At 71.2% G+C, this 7,178-nt stretch carries 6 protein-coding genes; 2 read left to right on the forward strand and 4 right to left on the reverse strand.

Annotated features, from left to right (window positions below):
- Positions 1 to 143 precede the first annotated feature (143 nt).
- Positions 144 to 3,653, reverse strand: coding sequence for a hypothetical protein (locus ACFRQN_RS39040; protein ID WP_380745368.1), 3,510 nt, complete (start codon positions 3,651 to 3,653; stop codon positions 144 to 146).
- Positions 3,654 to 3,962: 309 nt separating this feature from the next.
- Between ACFRQN_RS39040 and ACFRQN_RS39045 the strand changes: the two genes are divergently transcribed.
- On the forward strand, positions 3,963 to 4,352 hold the full coding sequence (locus tag ACFRQN_RS39045) for a peptidoglycan-binding protein (RefSeq protein WP_380745370.1): 390 nt from the start codon (positions 3,963 to 3,965) through the stop codon (positions 4,350 to 4,352).
- Between the two features lie 242 nt (positions 4,353 to 4,594).
- Complete coding sequence (locus tag ACFRQN_RS39050; protein ID WP_380745372.1) at positions 4,595 to 4,951, forward strand: peptidase inhibitor family I36 protein; 357 nt, start codon at positions 4,595 to 4,597, stop codon at positions 4,949 to 4,951.
- 14 nt (positions 4,952 to 4,965) lie between these two features.
- Here ACFRQN_RS39050 and ACFRQN_RS39055 read toward each other — a convergent pair whose 3' ends face one another.
- The 3 genes from ACFRQN_RS39055 to ACFRQN_RS39065 form a co-directional block, all read right to left on the reverse strand.
- A complete protein-coding gene (locus ACFRQN_RS39055) occupies positions 4,966 to 5,373 on the reverse strand; it encodes a hypothetical protein (protein WP_380745374.1) in 408 nt (135 codons plus the stop codon).
- A gap of 112 nt (positions 5,374 to 5,485) precedes the next feature.
- Complete coding sequence (locus tag ACFRQN_RS39060; protein ID WP_380745376.1) at positions 5,486 to 5,944, reverse strand: hypothetical protein; 459 nt, start codon at positions 5,942 to 5,944, stop codon at positions 5,486 to 5,488.
- Positions 5,945 to 6,077: 133 nt separating this feature from the next.
- Positions 6,078 to 7,034 carry a hypothetical protein gene (locus tag ACFRQN_RS39065; RefSeq protein WP_380745378.1) on the reverse strand — a complete coding sequence of 319 codons (957 nt, stop codon included), beginning with the start codon at positions 7,032 to 7,034 and terminating at the stop codon, positions 6,078 to 6,080.
- Positions 7,035 to 7,178: the final 144 nt, after the last annotated feature.

A 7,178-nucleotide genomic window follows, 5' to 3' on the forward strand; every position in this document is an offset into this window, starting at 1 on the left:
GGTGGCGGAATAGGCAGACGCGCTGGATTCAGGTTCCAGGGCCCGAAAGGGCGTGGGGGTTCAACTCCCCCCTCGCGCACAGATGAACGGCCGGTCGATCTTCGGATCGACCGGCCGTTCTTTGTTGTCCGGGCGCGCGGGGTTCAGTGCTTGTCGTAATGGCGGCAGAGCAGGACGCCGCCGAGGACGGTGAAGAAGGTGTCGAGGCCGGCCTTGACCGTCGCGATCACGAAGCCGGAGTCCGGTTCCTTGAGCATGATCCGGTTGTTCAGCAGGGCCGTCGCGGGGGAGATTGCGAGCAGGACCTGTGCCGCGCCCTCGTCGGCGTCCTCCGTCGTGCTGTCGACGATCCGGGCCACGGCCCCGCGCAGGTTCCAGAAGCAGCCCTTGAGCATCAGGAGGACGGGGATCGGGTCCCCGGCGTCCGCCAGTTTCGAGAGCCACCCCTTGAACGCGGTCCGGTAGACCACGGCCAGGACCGCGAACGCCAGGGCGAACAGGGTGGCGACGAGGGCGATGGCCCAGCCCGGCGTCGTGGTCGTTTTCAGCACGGTGGTCGCGATGTCGAAGACCACGAGGGTGAACAGCAGGTTGGCGACCTGGACGAGCGGGCCGAGGTAGGGCCAGTCAAGGTCCTGCGCGCTCTCGTAGGCGAGGAGGTCGCCCGCCGCGTAGAAGGCGAACTGCATGGTCTGCAGGATCGCCGCGACCAGCAGCCACGTCTTGCCCGTGGGGGTGAGCGTGTCCCTGGGGGCGGACCCGTGCCTCAGGGCCTTCAGCGGGGTGGACTTCTCGGGGAAGGGCTCGGCGCCCTTGCCCTTGATCAGCCGGTAGACCAGTGTCACCGGGAGCGCGCCGAGGAGGCAGACCGCGCCGTTGACGGTCAGCGGCGCGTCCGGATCGCCGGCCTGCTTGGCGATCCACTTCCAGAGCTTCCCGAGGATTCCGGCGTCGCGTTCGGCGGTCAGCGCCGTCTTCAGCTTGCCGACGGCCTTGGAGACCAGGTCGACCATCGCGTGGACCAGGACGTCCCCGAAGTCGAGGGCCGCCAGGGCCAGTTGCTCGAACGATTCGAGGAGCTTGGCGAGGGTGGAGGCCTTGAGCTCCTGGGGGTTGGCGGCGAGTTTCGTGAAGCCTTCCAGTAGGTCACTTACGCCGTTGACGAACTCCCCGCCGGCCTGCTTCAACGTGGGGGCGCAGGCGTTCCAGGCGTCGTCGTCGACGATCTCCTTGTCGCCGGCCTGCGACGCGACCGACATCCCGGCCGCCTTGTCCTGGAACCAGTTGAGGTGGGCGTTGCCCCCGCCGAGGTCGGCGAGTTTCGCGTCCCCGATGACGGGCACGTCCTGCTTGCCCTTCCCGGACCAGGTGTCGAAGCTGCCGACCGTCGTGTCCCCGAGCTTGGCGCGGGCGCCGTCGAAGGTCTTCTGGACGCTGTCCCTCTCTTTCTTGATGAAGTCGTCGGCGAGCTTGCCGACCGCGGCCACGGCGTCCTCGGCCTTGTCGAGCATGCGGAGGACGGAGTCCTCGAAGACCTTCTTGGTGCGCCAGATCGCGGGGAAGTCGAACCACGCGGCCAACCAGTCGACGACGTTGAGGAGTTTCGAGCCGATCACGTTGAAGACGCTGCCGATGAAGCCCCAGACCGCCTCGATCGCCTTCTTCGCCGAGGTCCAGAACGTCTTGAGCTCCTTCCCGATCCGGGCGATCACGGCGAGGATGCCGTTCTTCGTGTCGAAGGTGATGCTCACGGGTGTGACGACCCCGCTGTGCAGGCCCGCGTGGAGGTCCCCGAAGGCGATCGGGGAGTCCTCCCAGGAGTCGTCGGGAGCCTCCGGCGCTTTGAGCTCCTCGTACACGAGCTCCGGGGCGCCGGTGCCTTGCCGCACCGACAGCCGGAAGCTGGGCGCGTCCCGCGACATCGGATCGGCCTTGTAGCCGGCCATGGCCGTGATCGCCTTGGCTGCCGGCACGGCGACCAGCTTGGACTTCGCAGCCCAGGGCGCCAGGGAGTCGTGGGTCGGGTGCCCGGCCTGGCCGGGGATCTTCGCGCCGGCCAGGGCGCCGCTGCCGAAGTCGGGCAGGGGGCCGGCGGGGTTGGTGAGGTTGAGCTTCTTGTTCTTGGTGCCGCGCAGGTAGTCCTCGGTGTCCCGCGAGGGCCGCAGGGCGATGTCGTCGATTCCCGGGACCTTGAGGATGAGGTCGGGAGCGGACAAGCCGGTCGGGGTGAAGGTCAGGGTGATCCTGCCGAACAGGTCGGTTTTCAGGGGGGTCGGCTGGTCGGTGATATCGGTGACCTGGCCGTCGAAGGCGACCTCGCCCGAGGTGTTGCCGGGGGCGCGGGCGAGGGTCACATGCTGCCCCGGCATGGGCGCACCGAGCTGGTCGAGGAGGGTGGCCTCCAGCCGGTAGCGCTTGACCTCCTTGACGCCCGCCGCGGGGTCGTGGACGTGCACCCGCCGCCACAGGCCGGTGGCGCTGTCCTGGACGTCGAGCCGGAGCTCGTTCTTCGTCTCGTCGCCGGGCTCGGTGCCCGCCTCGACCAGGAAGACGGTCGAGGTCTCCAGCGGCGAGGGCGGCGTGGCGACGGCGACCACGTCCTTCTGGAGCGGGATTCCCGGCAGTGCCGCGCCCTGGGCGGGCAGGCGGTGGATCCAGCAGACGTGGTCGGTGTCGACGACGTAGACGGCACGGCCACCGTCAGCCGTGGGATGGGAGTCCACCCGGACGGTGCCCTTGTCGTGGAGCTTCTGGCCGACCTTCAGCGCGTCGCGGTCACCGAGCACCGTCCAAAGGCCGTCGGCCGAGTCGGTCACCAGGAAGGTCACACCCTCGCCCGTCGCGAAGCCGGTGACGACCTGCTTGGCCTGGAAGGGGAGCGTGTCGGTCTGGATGGAGTACCCCGTACCGAGAGTTGCCCCCGAGGCGATCACCGTGCCCGAGTCCACGCTCGCCAGCACGACCTCGGAGCCCGAAAGCGCAGCGGCCACGGGGACGCCGTTCGGGCCGGGCGTGCTTGTGGGGAGGTAGGCGTCCCCCTGATCCTTGGATCTGATCCAGAGTCCCGATGCCCCCTTCGGTACGGCGTACGTCACAGGATCCCCCTGTGTCGTGTACGTCGTGTCGACAGTTTCGTAGTTCCGCTGAGGCAGACCGGTGGTGTCGAGCGGAACGGGTTCCGCCCACTGGGTGCCGTCCTGGGACAGCTCCACGGTGAAGACCTGGCTGACGAGGTTTTGAGGGTCGGTGGACCCGAAGAGGAATTCCGCGACCACCCTCCGAGAGCCGTTTCCGGGCGTCACGGTCACCGTGAGGTCCCTGAACACCCAGCCGGGCTGCTTGGCCTGCTCCTGGAGCCAGTCCTCGAACGGGCTGGTGACGCGCCAGCCCGTCGGGGTGCCCAGGGCGCGGGCCACGTGCCGGATGTCGGGCACCCGGCCCTCCCGGGGACAGAACACCAGGGCCTGGTGCCCGTCCGAGTCCGAACCCGCCTTCTCTCCGGGGTTGTGGAACGCGAGGACCGGCTTGCGGCGGGCGGTGTCCACAATCACCGGCCCGCCCAGGACCACGTCCTGGCTGAGGACTTGGGTGACCTCCACCCGGTCTGCTGTGCGGCTGCGCAGCCGCCGGTCGGTCTCGCTCGGCGCCATCATGAGCGGCTCCATTTCGGTTGGGAGGCGAACCAGCTTGGTTCGCGCACTGTGTACCCGGGCCGCGAGCGCGCCCGTGCGGCGAACGGTGACGTTCCCACCAACAGCCCTTTCCGGAGGGAAGACGGGCAGAGACCGTCCCCGCAGGGCAGACCGGCGGGCCGGGGGCAAGGGTTTCGACCAGGGGCGAATTCCTGGCTCCGGCGCGCCGATCGGAGCATCGTCGTCACCAGCGAAGCCACGCCGGCCCCGCGGCGGACGACGATCCGCGAGGGGCCGGCGCCAGCCGGAACTCAAGGAGAGGCACTGATCATGCGCATCAACACCTGGACCCGCCGCGCCGCCGCCCTGGCCGTGGGCGCGACCGCCGTCGTCGCCCTGACCGCCGGTTCCGCCAGCGCCGCGAGCACCCTCGCGAAGGGCAGCTACGGCTCGGCCGTCGGCTGCCTCCAGCAGGGCCTCGACTACGTGGACAGCGCCGGTCTCCAGGTCGACAACGACTTCGGCGGCCTCACCTACAACGCCGTCGTGCACTACCAGAGCGGCCACGGACTGAGCCCGGACGGCGTCGTCGGCCCGGCCACCGGCGGCTCCATCAAGAACGCGGTCAGCCGGGCCTACAACGCCTCGAACCACGGCGGCGACCACTCCCCGGAGCTCGGCGCCTGGCTGGTCAACTGCAGCGGCCAGCTCCCGGGCTGACGCGGGCCGCGACGGGCCGGGTGCACCCGGCCCGGTGAGTGACTGACGAGGGGCTCGGCGGCCTGGCCGCCGAGCCCTTCCCCATGGTCGGATGACGGATTCGCCACCACGCCGCCCGGTGTGTGTACTTACGACTTTCCCCGGCGCCGTTTACTCCTCCCCTCCGGGGTGGGATCCCCCTCCCGAACGGCGATACCGCCGATCACCGGTGCATCGGAAGGGAGTTGGCGTTGGAGTGGTCCGTGCCGAGACGGGCGGCCGTCTCGCTGACCGCCGCCGCCATCGCGGGCGCGGCCGTGATCCCGGCGGCGGGCGCGCCGTCCGTGCCCCGGCAGCTCGCCCGGCCCCGGGGCCGTACGGTGTGCGCGTTCACCGAACTCGACTTCCACGGCCTGCTGGTGCACATCCGGCAGCCGCGGCTGCTGATCGAGCCGCCCGTCGAGAGCGTGGTCAACACCAGCCACGTCGCCTGGTGCTTCTACGAGTCGCCCGCGTACGGCGGCCTCGCCGTCACCCTCGAACCGGGCCGTGGGGCCGCCAGCTTCCCGTACCCGGTGCAGTCCGCGCGGCCGGTGGGGGAGGGCGGCCTCGGCGGATGACGCGGCCATGCGGGTCAGGTGCAGAGCTTGTCCTCCGGGCCGGCCTCGCTGACGATCACGTTCCTGTTCAGGTCCACGTCGTAGGTCCAGTACGCGGTCCACAGGCCGATGCCGCTCTGGAGCTCGGAGTCGAAGGAGTGCCGGACGGCCGTGCCGTCCTCGGAGGTGACGTAGCGGAAGGCGACGCGGTTCACGGTGGAGTCCGGGTCGGGCCTGCCGCGGGTGAGGGTGACGAAGTCGGTCCAGTCGTAGGTGGCGCCGTCCCAGCCGAAGTGGATCCGGCCGTTCTCGCACCTCAGCGGGCGCACCTCGGGGCCGCTGCGGACATGGGCCGTCCGGTCCGAGGGGGCCGCCGACGCGGTGCTCGCGCAGGTTCCCGCAAGCGCGCACACGCCGGCTGCCACGACCCAGGGGTTCCTCATTGCCTCGCCTTCCTTCCTGTGGTGGTCGAATGCCGTGGCCGGCCGGTCCTCCCGGCCCGCCACGGGTGACGGCCGGTCTACCCGACGGTCGACCGGCCGGTGCCGAGAGGGCTCAGCTGCAGAACTTGCTGGTCGGGCCTTCCTCGCTGACGATCACGTACGTCTCCGAGTCCGCGTCGCGGGTCCAGTACGCGGCCCACAGGCCGGTGCCGCTCTGGTACTCGGAGTCGAACGAGTGCCGGACGGCGCCGGCGGAGGAGACGAAGGCGTAGGCGAGGCGGTTCCTGCTCGTGTCGGCCGGGTCGGGCTTCGTGGTGTAGAGGCCGACGAAGTCGGACGAGGTGCGGGGGGCGCCGTCCCAGCCGTAGAAGATGTGGCCGTTCTCGCAGGTCAGCGGGCGCAGTTCGGGGTCGCCGGGGACGACGCCCCGGTCGCCCGAGGGGGCGGGCGGGACGTGGGCCGCGACGGGCCTCGGGCCGGTGTCCGCGGGCGCCGGGGCTGCCGACGCCGTGCCCGCGAAAGCACCGGCCAGTACACAGACGGAAGCCGCCGCGACCCGGAGGTTCTTCATGTCCTCGCTTCTCCCTTGTTCGCGGGACCGCCCACCGATCCCGGTCTGCCTGCGTACCAATCGGAGGCCCCGGGGCAGACCGTGTGACCGGGATTTGGTTCGAATGGCGGCCGCCCCGTACCGGCCGTTCCGGCTACCGGCCCTCCACGCGGCGGGCGTGGCGGAGGACCTCAAAGACCGCCACGCCCGCGACGGCTCCGAGCGCGAACAGCACGGCCACGGTCGCCGCGTCGGGGGCGGTGACCGGCTGGGCGCGCAGCGCCTGCCAGAGCAGGACGAGCACCAGGCCCAGGTAGGCCGCCCCGGCGATCCCCATCAGCGCGACCCGGTGGCGCTCGGACAACCCGCGCGGCCGGGTGGCGAGGAGGAAGCCGGGCAGCGGCAGCACCTGGAGCGCGTGGAGTCCGAGGAAGTGGGGGATCCGCAGGTCGCCGCCGAGGGTGCTCCAGTCGGTGACGGGCATTCCCGGGCCGCCGTCGGCGAGCCCGACGGTGTGCGCGCCGACGATGGGCAGGCCGTGGCCCCGCCTGGTGGCCGCGCGCTGCGGGGAGGTGGGCAGCGTCATCAGGAACGCGACGGCCATGCCGAGGGCGCTCACGGCGATGCCCAGCCGCAGCCCCCACGCGAACACCGGCGGCCGCACCCGCTGGCGCAGCAGTAGCACGACGACCACCAGGGCCATCGCCCAGGTGGCGACGATGAAGGCGGCCATCGTCATCCACACCGCCGTTGCCGTCGGGGTGGCGAAGTTGAAGTGGCTGGTCGTGCCGGCCGCCGCAGCGGCGGCGATCAGGGCCATCTCGACGACCAGCGACACGGCCGTCACCCGGGAGACCACCCGGACGAGGCGGTCGTGGCCGCGGACGAAGGTGAGCAGCCAGAGCAGGGTGAGGGTGTAGAGGGCGATCGAGAGCGCGAAGCGGGCCGGTTTCGCCCAGGCGGGCTGCCCGGTGATCGACCGGGGATCGGCGAGCAGGCCGACCAGGGCGACGGCCAGCATCAGGGCCATCAGGGCGGCCGTCCCGGCCAGCGGCCGGTTCGCCGCCCATGCCCGCCGCGCCAGTTCCGAGGGCCTGGGGGCCCGGGTCATGGGGTTCCTCTCCGGGTGGGGCCACGGGAACGGCCGGGGGGCCCCGGGGGGGGCCCGCCCGGTTGGGGATAGGGGGGCCCGGGGAGCGGGGGGCGGGGGGGGGTAAAAAAAAGAACCAGGCGCCCACACAGTAGGGGTTGAGAT

Source organism: Kitasatospora sp. NPDC056800, assembly GCF_042789775.1.
GTDB lineage: Bacteria > Actinomycetota > Actinomycetes > Streptomycetales > Streptomycetaceae > Kitasatospora.